Source organism: Crossiella sp. CA-258035 (assembly GCF_030064675.1).
Taxonomy (GTDB): Bacteria; Actinomycetota; Actinomycetes; order Mycobacteriales; family Pseudonocardiaceae; genus Crossiella.
The window spans coordinates 2,788,860-2,807,200 of the sequence record NZ_CP116413.1; the positions used below are offsets into that span (position 1 = coordinate 2,788,860).

Below are 18,341 nucleotides of genomic sequence, written 5' to 3' on the forward strand. Positions count from 1 at the left end.
CCCCGCACACCCTCATATCACTACAGAGAGTTACGGAGAACGTGATGCACAGACCGACCTACGTGATCACCGACCTGCCCGAGGAAGACACCCCCGGCCCCGCCGGCACCCCGGCCGCCAAGCCCGTCCCGGACCTGGCCGCCGAACTGTCCGAGGCCCTGCGGGGCGTGGCCGCCGAGCACGGCCGCGCCGATGTCAAGGCCGGGCAGCTGCTGGGGCTGTTCACCGCGGTGCTGGCCGGAACCATCGCGCTGACCCGCGCCGAGGTCTCCGCCTTCGCCAGCGTGCTGCTGTCCCTGGCCGTCATCCCGGCCACCGCCGCGGTGGGCCTGCTGCTGTGGGTGCTCTGGCCACGGGTCACCCCGGGCGGGCACGGCTTCCCCCGGTGGGCGCTGTTCACCGGCGAGAGCGCCGAGCACCTGGCCGCCGACTTCGCCGCCGCCCGCCGCCACGCCGACCGGGTGCTGCCGCCACTGCTGGCCACCCAGTCCGCGCTGGCGGTGCGCAAGTACCGCCGGATCGGCCGCGCGGTGGCGCTGCTGCTGGCCGCCCTCCCGCTCATCGTCCTGGCCGTCCTGGCCGCCTGAACCCCCCACCGCCCTCACCAACAAGGAGTCCGCCGCCATGCCCACACCCACCACCACCCCAGCCGCGAAGCTGACGCTGGCGCAGCGCCGGGAACGCGAGCACCTGCGGGCCTGCGCCCACGAAGCCGGGCACGCGGTGCTGATGGCCCACTACAACCTGCCGATCACCGAGGCCATCGCCACGGTGAACAACCCGATCTTCTTCGACCCGCAGGCCTTCGGCTACGTCAGCGAGGACCACGAGCCCGACGACACCCACATCCCGGCCGAGCTCATCGACGACTACATCGTCACCTACCTCGCCGGCGGTGAAGCCCAGGCCCAGTGGATGCACCAGGCCGAGGGCATGGAGCTCGCGGAGGCCCGCCGCGAGGCCCTCTACAACAGCGGCTCGGACTACGAGGTGGTCCGCCGCTACCGGCGCAACAGCGATCTGAGCCTCGCGCAGTTGCAGGCCCGCACCGCCGGGCTGGTGCGCCGCCGCTGGGCCGGCATCACCCGCGTCGCGGCCGCGCTGCACCGCCACAAGCGCCTGACCGGCCCGCAGATCCTCGCCCTCCTCGGCCGCTGAACCCACCCCGCCTCGTCGTTTCCGAAGGAGCACGCCATGACCACCACTACCGTCCAAGACCGGCACCGCCGACTTCTGCAGGTCACCACCGACGTGACCGCCTGGCTCAACGCCCACCCCGACCTCATCGAGGTCTACTCGGTCGACATCACCTGCTACAGCAGACCTGCCTTCGCTGCCCAGGTGCACATCCACACCAACCTGACCAGGTTGACCGGGCTGCTGGCCGCCATCCCGCAGGCCGCGGTGACCGCCCACGCCACCAACGACGGCGTGCACGTGAAGATCGCCTTCACCACCGGCGCCGACAGCCTGATCGTGCTGCTGGTGCTCTTCGCTGGTGAGGAAGCCCGCGCCCTGGCCGACACCGCCGGACTGGCCTACCCGGCACGGCCCGAGCAGGCCGCCATCACCACCGACACCCTCGCCGCCGCAGCCGCGGGCACGACCACCGGGCAGGCCGACCATGGCTGAGCTCTCCACCCCGGCCGTGATCGTCAACCTCGACGGCGCCCAGGCCACGCTGGCCCGGCTCAACCGGGCGCTGGTCCAGCGCCCGGCCCGGCACACCCCGGCCTGGATCGCCCGCGGGCTCACGCACCTGGTGTTCCTGCCGCAGGTTGCGCGCCAGCTGCTGGAACGCCCGCAACTCGGTTCCTGGCTGCGGGAGCTCACCCCGGACAACCCCGACCAGCACACCAAGCTAATCGGGCTGGTGCAGCACGGCCATTCCCTGCTCACCACCCTGCCCGGAGACCTGGAGCACCTGGCCCGCTGGTTCGACCAGCTCAGCACCGGACGCACCGCCTACGCCGTGGCCGAGCCGCAGCGGCAGGGCTGGCTGGACCTGAATGACCCCACCCCCAGCTCCCGCGACCGGAACATGTCGCTGCAGCTCGCCGACGCTGAACAGAACCTGCGGAAGGCGATCACCACTGGCCACGGCCGCCCCAGCGTCGTTGACCTCGCCCTGGAAGCAACGCTGCTGACCCACCTGGGCTCCTGCCTGGCCAGCGGGGCTCAACTCCTCCGCCACATCCAGGCCTTGGTCGAGCACGCCGCGGCCGGCCCGCAGGACCAGCGCATCGCGCACCGCCTGGGCGAGCAGTTGCCCGCCGAGCTGGCTGACAACGCGCAGTGGCTCGACGGGGCCGCCACCAGCCTCATCCAGGCCGCCCGCCTCGCCCGGGAGTTCGCCATCAGCGGGGGCAGCGATGCCTGACCCCGACCACCCCCTCCCGCAGAAGGGACAGCCGTCGATGACCTTGCCCACCGCCGCGCTGCGCGCTGCCCGCGAGCACCTCAACCACGGGCTGGGCCTGCTCTCCACCCGGCACCTAGCCCACCCGCCCGCCGATCTGGCCGAGGCCAGCGAGCACCTGCGCTACCTGGTGTTCACTCTCCGCCGCCTGTTCGACCAGCACGCCGATGAGGCTGGCTTTCTGCTCAGCCGCCGCGACTCCGACACAGCCGCCTTCACCCGGGCGCAGCTGCACCCGGTGCAGCGGGTGCTGGAGACCGCGCAGCAGTTGCGCCCCGAGCACAGCATCGCCCTCTTCGCTGTGGCCAGCGGTGGGAACAGCTACCGCCAGCTCGAGCGGGACCGTCGCACCGGCCACCTGGAGCGGCTCGCCCCATTCCCGGCCGACCTGCGGGTGCACCTGGACCGCACGGACCGGCCCTCGCCGGCCACCCGGCAGGCCATCGCCGCCCTGGCCGCAGCCGAGGACGCCGGTTACGTGGCCACCGGCAACTACGGTCACACGCGCCCACCGGCCAAGGTCTCCCAGTCCATGCACGAGATGGCCGAGGTCTACCGCGCCGCCGCAGCGATCGCCGAGCTGATGCAGCAATGCGCCTGGCACCACGACTGGTCCGGCCGCAACGACGTGCCCCTGGCCACCCACCTGGACCCGGTCCGGCAGTACTGGCACAAGGCCAAGACCGCCCTGGGCGTGCAAGCCGCGGCCGCCACCGAGCACTCCGCCGCCCTGCTGCACCTGGGTCGCGCCCTCCCGGGCCTGGCCACCCGCTTCTGGGGCTGACAGGCCTCGCCCGCTTCCCGTCCCGCACTGTCTGGAAAGGACACCGCATCCCATGAGCAAGTACGTCGAAGCCGCCGAGCAGGCGCACAAGGCCCTGGCCGAGCTGGTCAGCATCAGCCCCGTCGGCCAGAAGCCCGAGCAGCTGGCCGCGGCCGTGGACCGGATCGCCGACATGGCCAGCGCGCTGCGCTGGACCGCGGACAACCTGCGCCGCAGCAGCGGCAACTCCAAGACCCTGCGCAACCCGCACATCAACCAGGAGACCGAGGAGTTCCTGGAGGCGGTGCAGACCCGGCTGACCACCTGCATCGAACGCGGCCGAAGCGCGGCCCGCGCCTGGAGCGGTGTCCGCGACCACCTCTACGACTTCGCCGCGGCGTGCCCGCCGCACTTCCGCCTCTAACCCGCGCCCGCAGAACCCTTCCCACCCCAGAAAGGCACCCGCTGTGAGCACTTTCGCCTCGACCCTGTTCGACGCCGAGCACCTGGTCGAGCAGGCCCGCAACCGCAAGAAGGCCCGCCCGGAATACCCCGGCAACCTCGCCTCCGCACTGGCCCGGCTGATCCTGTTGCTGGAAACCCTCCAGGGCCTGAGCACCGACTTGGCCCAGGACGTCCTCAAGGCCGGTGAACAGCCCACCGCCCGCGGCACCCAGGACCGCCTCGGCGCGATCCGCGAGCACTTCCTCTCCGTCGCCCGCCAGCTCCGCGCCGCCGAGTCCGCCGTCGAGCAGGCCATGGAGCAGCTCAACGAGGTGGGCAAGAAGACCCGCGACACCGAGTTCCGCATCTAAGCCCGCTACCAGCTTCGGGCGGGCACCCGCCGGCCAGACCGCGCCCGGGTGCCCGCCCGACCCCACCACCACCGTGGAGAACCCCATGACCAGCACGCTGATCCCGGTCACCATCCGCCGCAGCAGCTACCAGCCGCCCACCCCGGTCTACGGCGAGCCCACCGCCCACCCGGCGCTGGTGATCGTGCCGATGGTCGACACCTCCCACCGCTACACCGGCACCTGGTGCGTCCTGCACGCCCCCAGCGGCCGCTTCCTCACCGGCGCCAACCACCTGCCCCTCGGCTACATCCGCCAGCTCGGCGCGATGCTGGCCACCTCCGGAATCGACTGGCCCCGCCCGGAGAAGGAATTGCAGGGGGACCTCGGCGTCCGGCGGCTGTGCCGCGAGCTCCAGGAGGAGGCCGAAGCCGCCCACGCCGCCGGGGAAGTCCTCGGCGCGACCGCGCAGTCGAGCTGGCAGCTGCTGCCGCCGTTGTGGCGCATCCTCACGCCCGACGGCCCCCTGCCCGACGAGTTCGACCTCGACGAGTTGCCCGCGGTCTTTGCCACCTACGAGCAGGCCGTGGCCGCGCTGGCCGACCGGGAGCAGGTCCACCACAAGATCGTGGCCATCTCCCGCACCCAGCAGTGGGACCCGCCGGTGGCCGCGGAGCTGCCGAACTACCTCATCGCCCGCGACACCCAGCCCAGCTGGCAGCTGCGCTGCATCTCCCCGATCTGCGCCAGCCGGGGCGAGACCGGCCACGCCGAGACCCTGCCCTACCCCGACCCCGACCGGGCGGTGATCGAGCTGGAAGCCCTTGGCGAGCTGTGGCGCCCGGCCGGGCCGCGACGCTGGGTCTGTCCATGGTGCGCCGCCGAGTTCGCCCTCAACGCCCCCGCCTACCTCGATGCGATCTGGAGCGCGGCATGACCGAGCACGCCACCCACCCCGTCCTCAATCCCGCCGATCTGGCCCAGGCCCTGGTGGAGCTGCTCACCGTCGGCCAGCACTTCGACGCCGCCGCGCCCGCGGTGCTGACCGCTGTTGGGGCCGAACGCCAGCGGCAGCGCGCCAAGCACGGCCCGCACGCCCCGGACTCGCCGTCGATGAGCAACCACCAGCGCCTGGTGGTGCTGATGGAAGAGGTCGGTGAAGTCGCCCGCGCGCTGACCCACGACGGCAACCCGGCCGAGCTGTGCGCCGAGCTGGACCAGGTCGCCGCGATCGCCTTGGGCTGGCGGGAGGCCCTCACCGACGACACAGCCGAACCCGCTCCTGCTGGTGAGGAGCGGGAATGGGCCGTGCGGGACCCGGAGCTGCTGGTCCTGGTCCACCGCAGTCGGGAAGCCGCCCTGCGCGCGCTGTCGTCCATGCCCGGCGCGGAGTTGGTCACCCGCAGAAAGGGTGAGCGGACCTGGACCGCGGCGCCTACCGGCGAGCACGGAAACGCCGCCACCCCCGCGGTCCTGGCCGAAGTCGGTCGGGCCCGCCGCGAGGCCAGCGCCCTACGTCGGCTGCTTCACCACCGCCCGCGTACCGACTCGGACTGGCTGCTCATGCTCACCGCACAGCTGGGCGAGATGACCCGGCTTCACCGCGGTGACTGCACCCCGGAGTTCCGCCGCAGCGCCCTGGCCACCCTGGTCGCCCTGGGACTGGCCTGGCTGGAGACCACCGCCGAGAAAACCCCGCAGCAAGACCTGCCGACCCACGAGCCGTCACGGGAGGCGGAGACGTTCTGACCCGCTGGCCCCCTGGGCGCTCGCACGCGCCCAGGGCACCGAGTTCGCCGTCACCACAACACGGAAGGAGCAGGCCCATGGACCGCCACTGGCACCCCGATGCCGAGGTGCCCGCCTACGGCAGCCCGGCCTGGCACGCCCTGCCGGAACAGCACCCGCATCGCCACCGCGCCCTGCTGCTGGCCGCCGAAGCCTGGCGCCGCTACTGGAGCCCGGAGATGGTCACCCTGCGCGCCGAAGAGGCCGAGCAGCAGATCCGGGCGCGGTTGCGCGCCCTGGCCTTCGAGCTGTCGGAGGCCATGCCCGCGCGCTTCATCATCGGCCCGTCCTACCGCGAGCTCGCCGCCCGCCAGATGCTGCGCAGCATCCTGCGTTGCGGCCAGCCCGCCTGCACCGAACTTATCGAGATCACCCACCCGTTCCCGGCCCGCTGGCTGGACACCGACGGCTACCCCGCCCCAGCCGCGGTGCGCTGCCCGGCCCACGACACCCCCGGCATCGCCGACCAGGCCCCGGAATCCGGGGTCCGATCACCCCGGGCCGGTGCCGTCAGGCCGTCTACGGCCCTCTCAGCGCCTCACTCCCAGGGCGCCTCCCGGCCTGCGCGTGACCGCCTGGCTGCCGAAGGGACTGCGGCATGAGGGCGCCGACGTTCCTGCTGGGCACTCACCAGCCCAGCTGGTTCCCCCACGCCGGGGTGCCGCTGTTCGTCTCTGACAGCCGCCTGCGCGCCCGGCGTACCTTCCCCCGCGCAGCTGCGCCCTGGTGCCTGGACTCCTCCGGGTTCACCCAGCTCCAGCAACACGGCCGCTGGACCTTCACGCCTCAGCAGTACCTCGACCGCGCGCTGCGCTACAGCGAGGAGATCGGCCGCCTGCACTGGATCGCCCCAATGGATCACATGTGCGAGCGGATCGTGCGTCACGGGGGCCGCCTGGGCCGCATGGTCTTCGCTGGCACCGGCCTGTCCACCGAGACCCATCTGAACCTGACCGTGGACAGCGTCGGACAACTGCGCGACCTCGCCCGCGGGCGGGTGCACGTCATCCCCGTGGTGCAGGGCGACCAGCAGGCCGACTACGAACGCTGCGCGCTGTTGTACGAGCAGGCCGGGTTCGACCTGACCCGCGAACCGGTCGTGGGGCTGGGGTCTGTTTGCCGCAGGCAGGGAACGGTTGAGGCGCACCGGATCATCCAGGCCCTGCACGCCCACGGCATCGGCAACCTCCACGGCTTCGGCGTCAAGACCCTCGGCCTGCTCCGCTACGGCCATCTGCTCACCTCCGCCGACTCCCTGGCCTGGTCTGAGGATGCTCGCCGCAAGCAGCACCCGGCCTGCGGACACATCCACCCGCGCGGGGGCAAGAACTGCGCCAACTGCCTGCCCTACGCCCTCGCCTGGCGCGAACGCCTGCTGTCCCGCCTGGCCACCACGCCCCGGCAACTCGATATCTGGGACCAAGGGGAAGCAGCATGAGCACCGCCGAACAACCCACCACCGCGAGCCCAGCGCGGCCCCTGCACGCCGTCCCCACCCCAGCCACCACCAGCGGGCCGCCCGGGCCCGGGTGGGAACCGCCGATCGACCTCGGCGCCGACCACACCCTGCCCCCGTTCCCGATCCACGCCTTCCCCGGCTGGCTCGGCGACCAGGTGGCCGCAGTGTCCACCGCCACCCAAACCCCGCCCGACCTGGCCGGATGCATCGCCCTGGCCGCGCTGTCCACTGCCACCGGAGGCCGCGCCCTCATCCAGGTCCGCCCCGGCTGGGAGGAACCCGCCAACATCTACACCGTCCTCGTGCTGCCGCCGGCCTCCCGCAAGACCGGGGTGTTCCGGGCGATGACCGCCCCGCTCAAGCGCGCCGAACGCGAGCTGGTGGAAGCCCGTAAACAGGACATCCAGGAAGCCAAGGTCGCCCGCGCCGCGGCGATCGCGGCCAAGGAGAAGGCCGAGCGTGCCGCCGGGGACGCCGCCCCTGAGCTCCGGGACGCCAAGCTCGCCGAAGCGCTGGAAGCCGCGATGCAGGCCGAGGAGATCGAGATCCCAGCCGAACCGCGGCTGCTGGCCGATGACATCACCCCTGAGCAGACCGCCACCCTGCTCTCCCAGCACGGCGGCCGCCTGGCCGTGCTCTCCGCCGATGGCGGGCTGTTCGCCACCCTGGCCGGCCGCTACTCCGGCTCGCCGAACCTAGATATCTTCCTCAAAGGCCACGGCGGCGACACCCACCGCGTCGACCGCGGTGGGCGCCCCACCGAATACATCGAGCGCCCGGCGATCACCCTCGGGCTGACCGTGCAACCGGCGATCATCGACGAGCTGTCCAAGACCAGCCTGTTCCGCGGCACCGGCCTGCTCGCCCGGATCCTGTTCTCCGTCCCGGTCAACACCGTCGGCGGACGCCTCATCGGCGCGCCCCCGGTCCCCGAACAGGTCGCCGCCCGCTACGACCTCAACATCGGCCGCCTGGTCCACGCCATGGACGGCTGGAACGACCCGGCCCGGCTGGCCTTCACCGCCGAGGCCGACGCGCTGATGATGGAGCTGGAAACCGAGATCGAGCCCAAGCTCCACCCCCAGCGCGGGGAGTGGGCCTCGGTGGGGGACTGGGGCGGCAAACACGCCGGGTCCACCGCCCGCCTCGCCGGGCTGCTGCACGCCGCGGCCCACCCCCAGGACTGCTGGACCCACCCCATCACCGCCGACACCTTCACCGCGGCCTGGACCCTCGGCGACTACTTCGCCGCCCACGCCTTGGGCGTGTTCGACCGCATCGGCGCCGACCCCCAAGTGGACGCCGCGCGGGCGGTGCTGGCCTGGATCACCGAGCACGGCCCGGACCGGGTGACCAAGCGGGAGATCTTCAACGCCCACCGCTCCCGGTTCAAGCGCGTGGACGCCCTGGACCCGGTGCTGGCGTTGCTGGAAGAGCACGGCCACCTCCAGCGCGCCCCCGAACCCGACCGCCCTGGGCGGGGCCGGCCGCCGTCGCCGACCTTCTTCGTCCACCCCGTCCACCGGCGGGAGGCGACCCGGTGAACCCCCAGACCCCCGCGCAGAAACCGCACAATACGCAGAAATCCCAGAACCAGGCCGTTGTCGCAGCTCAGACACACTGGGTCGTGATCTTGGTGTCGGTGACGCAGAATTCCGCAGAATTCCGCACAAATACCCGAGCGCCCCGGCGGCCCGGTCCGGCGCGGGCAGCCGCCACCGGCCCGGCGTTCACCCGGTTGGCCCAGCGGGAGGGATCGGTGGGTATTTGTGCGGTATTTCTGCGGAATTCTGCGGTGATCACCCAAGATCACTTCGCAAGGCCGCTACCAGGCCGAACAGGGTGCCTCGGGGATTTCTGCGTATTCTGCGGTTTCTGCGGGGCCTCCCCGGCCCCCGGCCCGCTCGCCGGGTGGCCGCGGTGAGGCGCTACCGAGTGGCCGCCGACTGCCACGACCCCCACGCCCAGCGGCACCCGATCCCCACCTACGCCTGGGGCCGGGCACCGGATCACCTCGTGACCCGCCGCCAACTCCGCGCCGCCGGATGGAGCCCCGGCCAGCACGCGGTCGCGCAGATGCTGCGCCCGCGCAAGCGCCGGCCGACCGAACCACTACGGGCGTGGCTGTACGACATCGAGGCCGCCGTCCCCAAGCGCGTACCGACCGCGGCGCAGCTGGCCGCGCTCGACAAGGCGCTGCGCGCCCGCCGGACCTGTCCGGCCTGCGAGCGGGACGTCGGTTACTGCCTGGCCAGCTCCTGGCCCTGCCTTGGCGACTGCCTGGACTGCGCCGCAGTAGCCGGACGACTTCAACTCGCTGCCTGAACGATTACCTGAACAGCAAGGAAGGAAGCCGCGATGACCGGCAACAAGCAGGCCAAGAACTGGCCTCCCATCGGCGTCAAGCTGTCGGTGGACATCGAGAACATCCCGGCCAGCCGGGTGCCGTTCCGAGCGCGGGTCCGCTGGCATGACCCAGGAGCTGCCCGGCGTCTCTCCCTGTCGGAATCCTTCGAGACAGAGTCAGCGGCCAGTGACTGGATCGCCGGTGTGGAGGGCTACGTCGCCGGTGGCCAGGATCCGCGGTTGGCCCACATCGCGCTGGCCGCGTACGGAGACCTGAAGGTGAAGGACAAGAGCAACATCGACCTGGCCTTCCGCGGCCTGGCTGGCAAGACCCTTGACCCTTACCTTGCCGGGTGGCGCAAGAGAATCGTTCCCGACCTCGGTCACCTCGCCGTCGGCATGATCACCCGAGGCGTGGTCGACCGCGCCGTGCACAGCTGGATCGCCGACGAGTGCAGCAAGAGCACGGTCAAGAACACGATCGCGGCCCTGGTCCGAATCATGGAACAGGCCTGCCGAGACGAGACCATCACGCGGAACCCAGCGCGCATCACCGGATGGCAGCGCGAGTACATCCAGCACGAGGACGAGCTGGACGATCCGCGCTCGCTCGCGCTTCCGAGCTGGGAGGTGTTGACCCGCTTGGCCGACTCGCTCGTCGCGCACTCGGCTGGCCAGTACAAGGGATGGGGTGATGTCGTCGTGTTCGCCGCGTGCGCCGCAGCGCGTATCGGCGAGGTCTCGGGCTGCCGGGGCAAGGACATCGACACGCGAACATGGGAGTGGAACATTCGGCGCCAGACGACGCCAGGTCCTGGTGGACTGACCGACAAAGGCACCAAAGGCCGCCGTGCGCGGAAAGTGCCGATCATCAGGGAAATCCGCGAGCTCGTGCAGCGACGCATCGACCAGACCAACGGCGAGAAGAACGCTCGGGTCTTCGTGGGTCCGCGGGGCGGCCGAATCTCCACCGCGGTCTTCCGCGATGCGACCCACTGGGACGAGGTGGTCACCAAGATGGGCTTCGAGCATCTGCGCCGCCACGATTTGCGGCACACCGGGCTCACCTGGCTCGCCGACGCCGGCGTTCCCGTTCACCACCTGCAAAAGATCGCCGGGCACGGCTCCCTCACCACGACCCAGCGGTACCTGCACCCAGATGGGCAGTCCGTCACGAATGCCGGGGAACTGCTGTCTCAGCACCTCGGAAACGGCAGCAGGTCCACAGCTGGTCCACGGCTGCGCGCGGTCTAGATCAACAAACGCGATCTTCACACAACAGCAAAAAGCCCCGCTGACCTGGCTTGACGCCAGTCTCAGCGGGGCTTTCTCAGACCGTCGGGACGACAGGATTTGAACCTGCGACCCCTTGACCCCCAGTCAAGTGCGCTACCAAGCTGCGCCACGTCCCGGTCTTGCTTCGTTCTCTCGAACGTGATGAAGCCTAGCGCACCGCACCGCCCACCCGGAAATCGGGGGTCGCCGAGGTGATCTTGACTCGCCCATGACCCCGCCTCCCGCTCCCCAAAGCCCACACCGCTGCCGGACCGGGAAGTTCAAAGAAACCCCTGACCTGCGACAACACCGCACTGCACAACTGAACCGCTGGCGAACCCCTCCGCGAAGCAGTGATGCTGCCCCCGGTTGGCCGGTGACGCTTGCTGGGGAATGGAGTCGTCGGTTCAGTTGGTGCACGGCCGCGGGAACCCCCACCCGCCGGAGCGCTCGTCCCACCCCCTCGGGGCGAACTCCCGTCGTGTCGCCGGCTGGCGGAGGTCAACCATGGGAAGCCGTGGGCGCGGGATCCCTGGCTGGTGCGCCACGCGCTGACCCCGTGCGCGCGCCTGCCCGGTGGACCCCTCCTCGACAATCCGCCGGCCTGCGCCCGCGGCTACCCCCTTGTGCCAACGCCCTGTGACTGGCCAGGGAGTTCCGGGGCGGGAAAGTGTGTCCGGCGGGACCATTGACAGCTCGTTGACGCCTCGTTGACAGCCCTCCGGTTTGCTTGTCGCCGAGGGGACGAGAAAAGGGGCCGCCGCCATGACCATGAGCTTGAGCTTGTCGAACCAGGTTGAGAACACCGCGCTGAAATCCGTTGTTCCGGTGGCCGGTTCGCGGGCCGCGGAACCGCGGGACCGAATTGCCGTCGCGGTTCGGGTGGATGACCGGTTGCTGGCCGCGGAGCTCGTTCCGCAACTCGCGTTGTCGCCGGACCTGCATCTGCTCGCTGTGGGTGAGAGCGCTCCAGCGGATGTGGTGCTGGTGCTCGGCAACGCTGTCACCGACGAGATGATCGACGGTCTGGCCGCCATGGCCGAACGTGCCGAGAACGCCGCGCAGCGGGTGGTGCTGGTGGCCGGGCCGCTGCGGGAGCGGCACCTCAGCCGGATCTTCGGCGTCGGCGTGGTCAGCATCCTGCCCCGGCGCGACATCACCGCGCGCCTGGTCATCCGTGCTCTCGTGGCCACCAAGGCCGGTGGGTCGGTGCTGCCGGAAAAGCTGACCCGCTGGCTGGCTGACGAGGCCCGCGGCTTCCAGAGCGACCTGCTGGCCAAGCAGGGGCTCACCTCTGGCGGGCTGACCGCGCGGGAGGTCGAGGTGCTGCGGCTGATCGCCCAGGGCGAGGACACCGCGCACATCGCCGCGCAGCTGAGCTACTCCGAGCGCACCATCAAGAAGATCATGCAGGACCTGCTCTCCCGGCTGGAACTGCGAAACCGCGCGCACGCGGTCTCCTACGCACTGCGCGTCGGGGCCATCTGATCCGGCCATTTCCCCTATCCCGGGCGAAATAGACCGGATGTGCGGGGGATTACACTCGAGTTCCAGGCAGCAAGGGGAGCTCAGTGAAGCAGGGTCTGGCATTCGCACTGCTCGGGCCGGTTCGTGCCTGGCGCGACGGAGCCGAGCTGAACCTCGGTTCCCCGCAGCAGCGGCTGACCCTGGCCACCCTGCTGCTGGCGCAAGGGCGGGCGGTCCCGGTCGAGGAGATCGCCGCCGCCCTGTGGGGCGCCGCCGTGCCCCGCGCCGCCCGCGGCACCATCCGCACCTACGTGCAACGGCTGCGCCGGGTGCTGGAGACCGCTGACGGCGAACCGGTCATCGTCTCCGCCGGTGGCGGCTACGCGGTCCGGGTGCCCGAGGAGGCCACCGACCTGGGCCGGTTCCGCCGCGCCGTGCGCGCGGCCGAAGCGGCCCGCGACCGCGGCGAGGTCAAAGCCGCGGCCGGGCTGTACAAGGAAGCCGTCGAGGAGTGGGACGGTGAGCCGCTGGCCGGGCTGCACGGCGAGACCGCCGACGCCGAACGCGCCCGGCTGCGCCGCCGCAGGATCGGCGTAGTGGAGGAGCTGGCCACCCTCGAACTGGAGCTGGGCCGCTGTCCCGACCTGGTCGACCGGCTCGCCGCCGAAGCTCAGGCCGAACCGCTGCGCGAGCGGCTGCACGAGCTGCTCATGCTCGCCCTCTACCGGGCAGGCCGCCAGGCCGAGGCGCTGACCGCCTTCGACACCCTGCGCAAGCTGCTGGCCGAGGAGCTCGGCGTCGACCCCGCGCCCAGCGTGCGCGAGCTGCACCACCGCATCCTGCGCGCCGACCCCGAACTGCTCGGCCAGGCCCGGCCACGACCGGCCCCGCCGCAGGCCGCGCCCGCGGTCACCCCCGCCCAGCTGCCGCCGGACCTGCCCGCCTTCATCGGCCGCGAGGACGAGCTGGCCGCGCTCACCGTGCCCGAGCAGCCCGACCGGCACTGCCCGGCGGTGGCCGTCGTGCACGGCACCCCCGGCGTCGGCAAGACCACCTTCGCCGTGCGCTGGGCGCACCGGGTGGCCGCGCGGTTCCCGAACGGCCAGCTCTACGTCGACCTGCGCGGCTTCGAACCCGAAGGCGTCGCGGTCGAGCCACGCGAAGCGGTGTGGGGCCTGCTGGACGCCCTGGCCGTGCCCACCCAGCTGCGCCCGGACGGCCTGGACCCACTGACCGCGCTCTACCGCAGCGTGCTCGCCGGACGCCGCTGCCTGATCCTGCTGGACAACGCCCGCGACACCGCCCAGGTGCTGCCGCTGTTACCCGGCAACCCGAACTGCTTCGTGCTGGTCACCAGCCGGGTCGAGCTGTCAGGGCTGGTCGCGGCCACTGGCGCGCACACCGTGGCGCTGGACATCCTCAGCGAGGAGGAGGCCACCGGCTTCCTGGCCCGCCGCCTCGGCCAGGCCAGGGTCGAGGCCGAACCGGCGGCGGTGCGCGAGATCATCGCCGCCTGCGCCCGGCTGCCGCTGGCGCTGGCCGTGGTCTGCGCCCGCGCCGCCTACCACCCGGCGTTCAGCCTGGCCGCGGTCGCCGAGGAGCTCGACGCCGCGCGCGGCGGACTGGACGCCTTCACCGGCGCGGACAGCCGCACCGACGTCCGCTCCGTGCTGTCCTGGTCCTACCGGGCGCTGTCGGTGCCGGCCGCCCGGCTGTTCCGGCTGCTGTCCTTCCACCCGGCCACCAGCGTCGACCTGCGCGCCGCGGCCAGCCTGGCCGGTCTGCCGGCCGCCCGCGCGCGGGCCCTGTTCCGCGAGCTGACCGCCGCGCACCTGGTCGCCGAGGTCGCCCCCGGGCGCTTCCACACCCACGACCTGCTGCGCGCCTACGCCCTGGAGCTGGTCTCCGTCCAGGACAGCGCCGCCGACCAGCGCGCCGTGCTGCGCCGCGGCCTGGACTACCACCTGCACACCGCGCGCACCGCGGCCCGGATGCTCTCCGCGCACCAGGACCTGCCCGCGCCCGGCGAGATCGACCCGGCGGTCAGCCCGCGCGGTTTCGCCAGCTACGAGCAGGCCCTGGACTGGTTCATCCTGGAACACGCGGTGCTCATCGGCCTGGTGCAGCGCGCGGCCGCCGCCGGGTTCGAACAGCACGCCTGGCAGCTGGCCTGGATGATGCGGCACTACCTGGACTGGGCCGGGCACTGGCGGGACCTGGAGACGGTGCACCGGACCGCGCTGCGGGCGGCCACCGAGGCCGGCGACGCGGCCGGGGTGGCCTACGCCCGCCGCGGCCTGGCCAGGATCGAGGCCCACCACGGCCGCTTCGCCCAGGCCAGGGCGCTGCTGGCGGAGTCGCTGACCGGGTTCACCATCGCCGGGGACACCCTGGCCCGCGCCTACACCCACCGCCAGGCCATCGGCGTCCGCCAGCTCGAAGGCGACTACGCCGGAGCCCTGGAGGAGGCCGCCGCGGCGCTGGCCCTGTTCCGCGCCGCCGGGTCCGCGGTCGGTGAGGGCGCCGGACTGCTCGGCCTGGCCGCCAGCCAGACCCGCCTGGGCCGCCACGAGGACGCGCTGCTCTCCGGCCGCCGGGCCCTCGACCTGCTGATGGCCGCCGGCGACCTCTACGACCTGGCCCTGGCCCTGGACGTGCTGGGCCGCGCCAGCTCCGCGCTGGGCCGCTTCGCCGAGGCCGCCGACTACCGCGAGCGCGGTATCGAGCTGTCCCGCTCGATGGCCAACCGCGGCGACTTCGTCACCTCGCTGCTGCACCGCATGGTCACCTCCGCGCTGATCTACCTCAGCGAGGCCCGCCACCTGGCCGGTCAGACCGAGCGGGCCAACCGGGCGCTGCGCGAGGCGCTGACCCGGCTGCGCGAGGAGCTCGACGAGCCCTACCTGGTCGTCGGCGGCGCGGACGGCGCCACCGACGCGGCCCTGCGCGAGGTGCTGGCCACGCTGGCGGAGTTCCTGGCCGAGCCGGACGAGGGCGCGGACTGGTACGAGCGGGCGGGCACGGTGCTGCACAAGGTGGTCAGCACCGCGGAGGAACTGGGTCTGGGCGCGTACCTGTCCGAATGAGACGGGCGATCCGCTCGACGTCGCCCCGCTCACCCGGCGGCAGCGGCGCGCCCACCGAGGCCCGCAACCCGGTGGCCCGCGCCAGCGACTCGGCCGCCAGCTGACGGTCCCCGGCCAGCGCGTGCGCGCCCGCGAGTCCTTCCAGGGCCAGCGCGACCGCCCTCGGATCACCGACCGCCTGCGCGGCCGCGAGCCCTTCCCGGTGCAGGGCAAGGCATTCCGCCGCCTGACCACGCTGCTCGGCCAGGAAACCCAGCTCGGCCAGGATCAGCGCGACCCCGGCCGCGCCGTCGAAGCGGCGGCACCAGTCCAGCCAGCTCCGCAGCCACCGCTCGGCGGCCGCGAACTCGCCCCGGCGGCGCGCGATGAGGCCCAGGCCGACCTCGGCGAACTGCCTGCCGCGCTGATGCGACTGCTCGGTGGCCAGCCGCGCGGCCACGGTGTGCAGCTCTTCCGCGCGCGCCAGCTCGCCGGTGAGCAGGGCCAGCCGGCCGAGACCGGCGTACTCGTAGGCGGCCTCGGTCCACAGCCCGAGCGACTCGGCCAGCCGCAGCGCCCGCTCGTGACCGCGCGCCGCGGCCGGGTAGTCGCCGCCGATCTGGGCGAGCAGGGTGTCGATCTGCCCGGCCTTGAGCTGTCCCCAGCGGTCGCCGAGGTCGAGGAACCGGGCGGCGCACTCGGCGCCCAGCGCCCGCGCGGTGGTCAGGTCGCCCGCGGCCAGCGCCAGGGCGGCGCGGGTGTGCAGGGTGGCGGCCGCGCCCCAGCGCTCGCCCGCGGCGGTGAACGCGGCGTGTGCCCGCTCGGCCCAGGCGGCGGTGGCCGCAGGCGGCCCGAAGTCGCTGCGCGCCAAGCCGAGGAACCATTCCAGGTGGGTCCGCCTGCTCTCCTGGGCGATGGGGGAGAGGTCGGGGTCGGCGGGTTCGGGCAGGTCCGGGTCCCGGATGAGCAGGGCGAAGGCGGCCACCCACGCCGACGCCTCGGCCCGCACGGCGTCGGTGTCGTGGCCGGGCGTGTCGAGCAGCGCGGTGAGGGTGCGGTGAGCCTCGCCGTAGCGGCCGCGCAGATACCAGTACCAGCCCAGCGCGTTGGCCAGCCGCAGCGCGGCCGGGGCGGGACCGGTGAGCGCGCGGCGCAGGTTGGCCGACTCGATGTCCAAGCGCCGCAACCAGATCCGCTGCTGCGGGCCGCGCAGGTGCCGGTCGGCCTCCTCGGCCAGGGCCAGGTAGTGCGCCTGGTGCCGCTGCCGGAGCCGCTGCTGTTCGGCCGGGTCTAGCTGCTCGGCGGCGAAGGCCGCCACGGACTCCAGCAGCCGGTAGCGCGGGCCGTCCGCGGTCTCGGCCATCACCACCAGCGAACGATCCACCAGGCCCGCCACCAGGTTCAGCGTCCCCGGCAGCGCGCAGACCGCCTCGGCCGCGGCCAGGTCGCCGCCGTCGGCGAGCACGGACAGGCGGCACAGCGCGGCCCGTTCCTGTTCGCTCAGCGGCTGCCAGCTCCAGTCGATCACCGCGCGCAGCGTGCGCTGCCGGGCAGGCGCGCCGCGGTTTCCGTTGTCCAGCAAGGAGAACCGGTCGTCCAGGCGGTCGGCCAGCGCCCGCACACCGAGCGCGGGCACCCGGGTGGCGGCCAGTTCCAGTGCCAGCGGCAGGCCGTCCAGGCGACGGCAGATGACCGCCACCGCCGCCGGGTCCAGCCGGGCGCCCGGCGCGGCCGCGGCGGCCCGCGCGGTGAACAGCTCGGCCGCCTCGGCCGGGGCCAGCGGCGGCACCGGGAAGCGGTGTTCCCCAGGCACGGCAAGGGGTTCCCGGCTGGTGGCCAGCACCCGCACCCCTGGCGCGACGGCCAGCAGCCGGGTGAGCAGCCCGGCTGCCGGATCCAGCAGGTGCTCGCAGTTGTCCAGCAGCAGCACCAGGTTCCGCTCCCGCAGCGCGTCCAGGTCGCGCACGCCGAGCACCGCGGTGACCACGTCCAGGACCTCCCCGGCGGCGGCCAGCTCAGCCAGCCACACCCCGTCGGGCGGGTCCAGCCGCCGGGCCGCCTCGATGGCCAGCCGGGTCTTGCCGACCCCGCCCGGCCCGGTCAGGGTCACCAGCCGTGCCCGCGCCAGCAGCGCGCCCACCGCGGTCACCGCCTCCTCCCGGCCGATCAGCTCAGCCGCGGGGGCGGGCAGGTTGGTGCGCGGCCGGACGGCCAGTTCCGGCGACCGCGTCAGGATCGCCTGGTGCAGGGCGAGCAGTTCGGGACCGGGATCCACGCCGAGCTCCTCGGCCAGCCGCCGCCGCAGCTCGGCGTAGGCCGCCAGCGCCTCGCCCTGGCGCCCTGCCCGGTAGAGCGCGCGCAGCCGGATCCCGTGCAGCCGCTCCCGCAGCGGGTGCCGCGCCACCAGCTCACCCAGCTCGGCGGTCAGGTCCGCGCCCAGCGCCAGCCGCGCCTCGGCGTGGTCCTCCACGGCGGTCAGGCGCAGCTCTTCCAGACGTCCCACGGTGATCCGGGTGAACTCGGCGTCGGCGAACTCGGCGAAGGCCGGTCCCCGCCACAGCGCCAGCGCGTCGGTCAGCAGCTCCGCCCGCACCGCGGGCTCGGCACTGGCCCCGGCCTGCTCGAGGAGCGCCTGGAACCGCCACAGGTCCACCGAGTCGGGCTCGGCGCGCAGCAGGTAACCGGATCCGGTCGAGACGACCAGGTCCCGGCCGATGGCCTTGCGCAGCTGCCAGATCCGGGTCTGCACCGCCTGCGCCGGATCCGCGGGCGCGCGCTCGCCCCACAGGTCCTCGACCAGCCGGTCCACGCTGACCGGGCGGCCGAGGTGCTGCAGCAGGTCGGCCAGCAGCGCGCGGACCTTGACCTCGCGGATCCGCACCGGGCCGCCGTCCTCCGCCCGCACCTCCAGCGGCCCCAGCACCCCGAACCACACCGGCTCACCCTATCCGGAGCGGACCTGGAG

Annotated in this window: 17 protein-coding genes and 1 tRNA gene; 16 read left to right on the top strand and 2 right to left on the bottom strand. The window is 72.8% G+C overall.

What is annotated here, in order from left to right:
* Positions 1–44: 44 nt before the first annotated feature.
* The 14 genes from N8J89_RS12825 (at position 45) to N8J89_RS12890 (ending at position 10,823) form a co-directional block, all read left to right on the top strand.
* Entirely contained in the window at positions 45–587 is a 543-nt protein-coding gene (locus tag N8J89_RS12825; RefSeq protein WP_283664562.1) for a Pycsar system effector family protein, read from the top strand.
* Positions 588–624: 37 nt separating this feature from the next.
* On the top strand, positions 625–1,158 hold the full coding sequence (locus N8J89_RS12830) for a hypothetical protein (RefSeq protein WP_283664563.1): 534 nt from the start codon (positions 625–627) through the stop codon (positions 1,156–1,158).
* A gap of 36 nt (positions 1,159–1,194) precedes the next feature.
* A complete protein-coding gene (locus N8J89_RS12835) occupies positions 1,195–1,632 on the top strand; it encodes a hypothetical protein (RefSeq protein ID WP_283664564.1) in 438 nt (145 codons plus the stop codon).
* Positions 1,625–2,380 carry a hypothetical protein gene (locus N8J89_RS12840; RefSeq protein WP_283664565.1) on the top strand — a complete coding sequence of 252 codons (756 nt, stop codon included), beginning with the start codon at positions 1,625–1,627 and terminating at the stop codon, positions 2,378–2,380. The genes N8J89_RS12835 and N8J89_RS12840 overlap by 8 nt, the downstream gene beginning before the upstream one ends.
* A 37-nt stretch (positions 2,381–2,417) precedes the next feature.
* Positions 2,418–3,203 (top strand): hypothetical protein, encoded by a 786-nt coding sequence (locus N8J89_RS12845; RefSeq protein ID WP_283664566.1) that lies wholly within the window; start codon positions 2,418–2,420, stop codon positions 3,201–3,203.
* Between the two features lie 52 nt (positions 3,204–3,255).
* Positions 3,256–3,606, top strand: a complete 351-nt coding sequence (locus N8J89_RS12850; RefSeq protein WP_283664567.1) for a hypothetical protein — start codon at positions 3,256–3,258, stop codon at positions 3,604–3,606.
* Positions 3,607–3,649: 43 nt separating this feature from the next.
* Positions 3,650–3,997, top strand: coding sequence for a hypothetical protein (locus N8J89_RS12855; protein WP_283664568.1), 348 nt, complete (start codon positions 3,650–3,652; stop codon positions 3,995–3,997).
* An 85-nt stretch (positions 3,998–4,082) separates the two neighbouring features.
* On the top strand, positions 4,083–4,913 hold the full coding sequence (locus tag N8J89_RS12860; RefSeq protein WP_283664569.1) for a hypothetical protein: 831 nt from the start codon (positions 4,083–4,085) through the stop codon (positions 4,911–4,913).
* Positions 4,910–5,725: a nucleoside triphosphate pyrophosphohydrolase family protein gene (locus N8J89_RS12865; RefSeq protein ID WP_283664570.1), complete on the top strand. Its 816-nt coding sequence runs from the start codon at positions 4,910–4,912 to the stop codon at positions 5,723–5,725. Before N8J89_RS12860 ends, N8J89_RS12865 begins: the two co-directional genes overlap by 4 nt.
* Positions 5,726–5,802: 77 nt before the next feature.
* Entirely contained in the window at positions 5,803–6,366 is a 564-nt protein-coding gene (locus N8J89_RS12870; RefSeq protein ID WP_283664571.1) for a DUF2742 domain-containing protein, read from the top strand.
* Positions 6,363–7,202 carry a deazapurine DNA modification protein DpdA family protein gene (locus N8J89_RS12875; RefSeq protein WP_283664572.1) on the top strand — a complete coding sequence of 280 codons (840 nt, stop codon included), beginning with the start codon at positions 6,363–6,365 and terminating at the stop codon, positions 7,200–7,202. Before N8J89_RS12870 ends, N8J89_RS12875 begins: the two co-directional genes overlap by 4 nt.
* Positions 7,199–8,767 (top strand): YfjI family protein, encoded by a 1,569-nt coding sequence (locus tag N8J89_RS12880; protein WP_283664573.1) that lies wholly within the window; start codon positions 7,199–7,201, stop codon positions 8,765–8,767. Before N8J89_RS12875 ends, N8J89_RS12880 begins: the two co-directional genes overlap by 4 nt.
* Before the next feature lie 376 nt (positions 8,768–9,143).
* The gene (locus N8J89_RS12885; RefSeq protein ID WP_283664574.1) at positions 9,144–9,548 is read left to right on the top strand and encodes an RRQRL motif-containing zinc-binding protein; all 405 of its coding nucleotides are present in this window, start codon (positions 9,144–9,146) and stop codon (positions 9,546–9,548) included.
* Positions 9,549–9,581: 33 nt separating this feature from the next.
* Entirely contained in the window at positions 9,582–10,823 is a 1,242-nt protein-coding gene (locus N8J89_RS12890) for a tyrosine-type recombinase/integrase (RefSeq protein WP_283664575.1), read from the top strand.
* An 84-nt stretch (positions 10,824–10,907) separates the two neighbouring features.
* Here N8J89_RS12890 and N8J89_RS12895 read toward each other — a convergent pair.
* Positions 10,908–10,981 (bottom strand) — tRNA-Pro (locus N8J89_RS12895).
* Positions 10,982–11,627: 646 nt separating this feature from the next.
* On the opposite strand from N8J89_RS12895, the gene N8J89_RS12900 reads away from it, so the two are divergent.
* Together N8J89_RS12900 and N8J89_RS12905 are read left to right on the top strand one after the other, a co-directional pair.
* Positions 11,628–12,332 carry a helix-turn-helix transcriptional regulator gene (locus N8J89_RS12900; RefSeq protein WP_283664576.1) on the top strand — a complete coding sequence of 235 codons (705 nt, stop codon included), beginning with the start codon at positions 11,628–11,630 and terminating at the stop codon, positions 12,330–12,332.
* A gap of 83 nt (positions 12,333–12,415) precedes the next feature.
* Positions 12,416–15,397 carry an AfsR/SARP family transcriptional regulator gene (locus N8J89_RS12905; RefSeq protein ID WP_283664577.1) on the top strand — a complete coding sequence of 994 codons (2,982 nt, stop codon included), beginning with the start codon at positions 12,416–12,418 and terminating at the stop codon, positions 15,395–15,397.
* On the opposite strand, the gene N8J89_RS12910 is transcribed toward N8J89_RS12905, so the two are convergent.
* Positions 15,351–18,311: an AfsR/SARP family transcriptional regulator gene (locus tag N8J89_RS12910; RefSeq protein WP_283664578.1), complete on the bottom strand. Its 2,961-nt coding sequence runs from the start codon at positions 18,309–18,311 to the stop codon at positions 15,351–15,353. The two genes, N8J89_RS12905 and N8J89_RS12910, sit on opposite strands and share 47 nt — an antisense overlap.
* Between the last annotated feature and the right edge of the window lie 30 nt (positions 18,312–18,341).

What these genes read in the sequence shown, in the direction of transcription:
- N8J89_RS12890 (WP_283664575.1), top strand. Translation starts at nt 9,582, where the DNA reads ATGACCGGCAACAAGCAGGCCAAGAACTGGCCTCCCATCGGCGTCAAG.
- N8J89_RS12865 (WP_283664570.1), top strand. Translation starts at nt 4,910, where the DNA reads ATGACCGAGCACGCCACCCACCCCGTCCTCAATCCCGCCGATCTGGCC.
- N8J89_RS12860 (WP_283664569.1), top strand. Translation starts at nt 4,083, where the DNA reads ATGACCAGCACGCTGATCCCGGTCACCATCCGCCGCAGCAGCTACCAG.
- N8J89_RS12845 (WP_283664566.1), top strand. Translation starts at nt 2,418, where the DNA reads ATGACCTTGCCCACCGCCGCGCTGCGCGCTGCCCGCGAGCACCTCAAC.
- N8J89_RS12835 (WP_283664564.1), top strand. Translation starts at nt 1,195, where the DNA reads ATGACCACCACTACCGTCCAAGACCGGCACCGCCGACTTCTGCAGGTC.
- N8J89_RS12875 (WP_283664572.1), top strand. Translation starts at nt 6,363, where the DNA reads ATGAGGGCGCCGACGTTCCTGCTGGGCACTCACCAGCCCAGCTGGTTC.
- N8J89_RS12825 (WP_283664562.1), top strand. Translation starts at nt 45, where the DNA reads ATGCACAGACCGACCTACGTGATCACCGACCTGCCCGAGGAAGACACC.
- N8J89_RS12850 (WP_283664567.1), top strand. Translation starts at nt 3,256, where the DNA reads ATGAGCAAGTACGTCGAAGCCGCCGAGCAGGCGCACAAGGCCCTGGCC.
- N8J89_RS12880 (WP_283664573.1), top strand. Translation starts at nt 7,199, where the DNA reads ATGAGCACCGCCGAACAACCCACCACCGCGAGCCCAGCGCGGCCCCTG.
- N8J89_RS12870 (WP_283664571.1), top strand. Translation starts at nt 5,803, where the DNA reads ATGGACCGCCACTGGCACCCCGATGCCGAGGTGCCCGCCTACGGCAGC.
- N8J89_RS12830 (WP_283664563.1), top strand. Translation starts at nt 625, where the DNA reads ATGCCCACACCCACCACCACCCCAGCCGCGAAGCTGACGCTGGCGCAG.
- N8J89_RS12840 (WP_283664565.1), top strand. Translation starts at nt 1,625, where the DNA reads ATGGCTGAGCTCTCCACCCCGGCCGTGATCGTCAACCTCGACGGCGCC.